The 576-nt window shown below is 59.9% G+C and carries 1 pseudogene; it reads left to right on the forward strand.

The features are described from left to right. Positions 1–576, forward strand: a pseudogene (locus tag ET21_RS0105750) (Tn3 family transposase); the annotation flags it as partial.

The following is a 576-nucleotide window of genomic DNA, read 5'->3' on the forward strand; positions in this document are numbered from 1 at the left end:
TACTCGTGCGGGCGCGTCAATGGCTGTACAAGAACAAGCTGGTGATCGTGCACGAGCGGGCAATTCGGACACTGATTGCGGCGGCACTTGCCCAGCTTGAAGTTGAAACAGGCACCGCCATCGCCGCCAGCGTTGATCCAGCAACACTTGATCGCTGGCGAGCCTCAGTTTCAGAGCTGCGCCCAGATGGACAAACCCAGCAGAGTTGGCTATGGGCTGCACCGGCGAAACACTCAACCCGCCAAATCAGCGAGGTACTGGAGCGCATCGACCTGCTTTACACGCTGGACGTTCATAAGCACCTGGCAGACATCCCCGATCTCATCTTGCGCCGCTACGCGCGCCGACTTGTCTCCAGGCCGCCCTCAGCCGGAGCCAAGATCAAAGAGCCAGCGCGCACCGTGGAGGTCGCATGCTTTCTTCGGTATTGCCTGTTCACCACCACAGACCAGTTGATCCTTATGGTGCAGCGCCGGATCGCCGATCTGTGGCGTCAGGCTGCCGCCGATGTCCCCGCTACCGTCAATTGGGCCGCAATGTACAAAACGCTGCTCGGCGAACTTGTTGCCTTGAGCG

This window comes from Sphingobium sp. DC-2, from assembly GCF_000722555.1.
GTDB lineage: Bacteria > Pseudomonadota > Alphaproteobacteria > Sphingomonadales > Sphingomonadaceae > Sphingobium > Sphingobium quisquiliarum.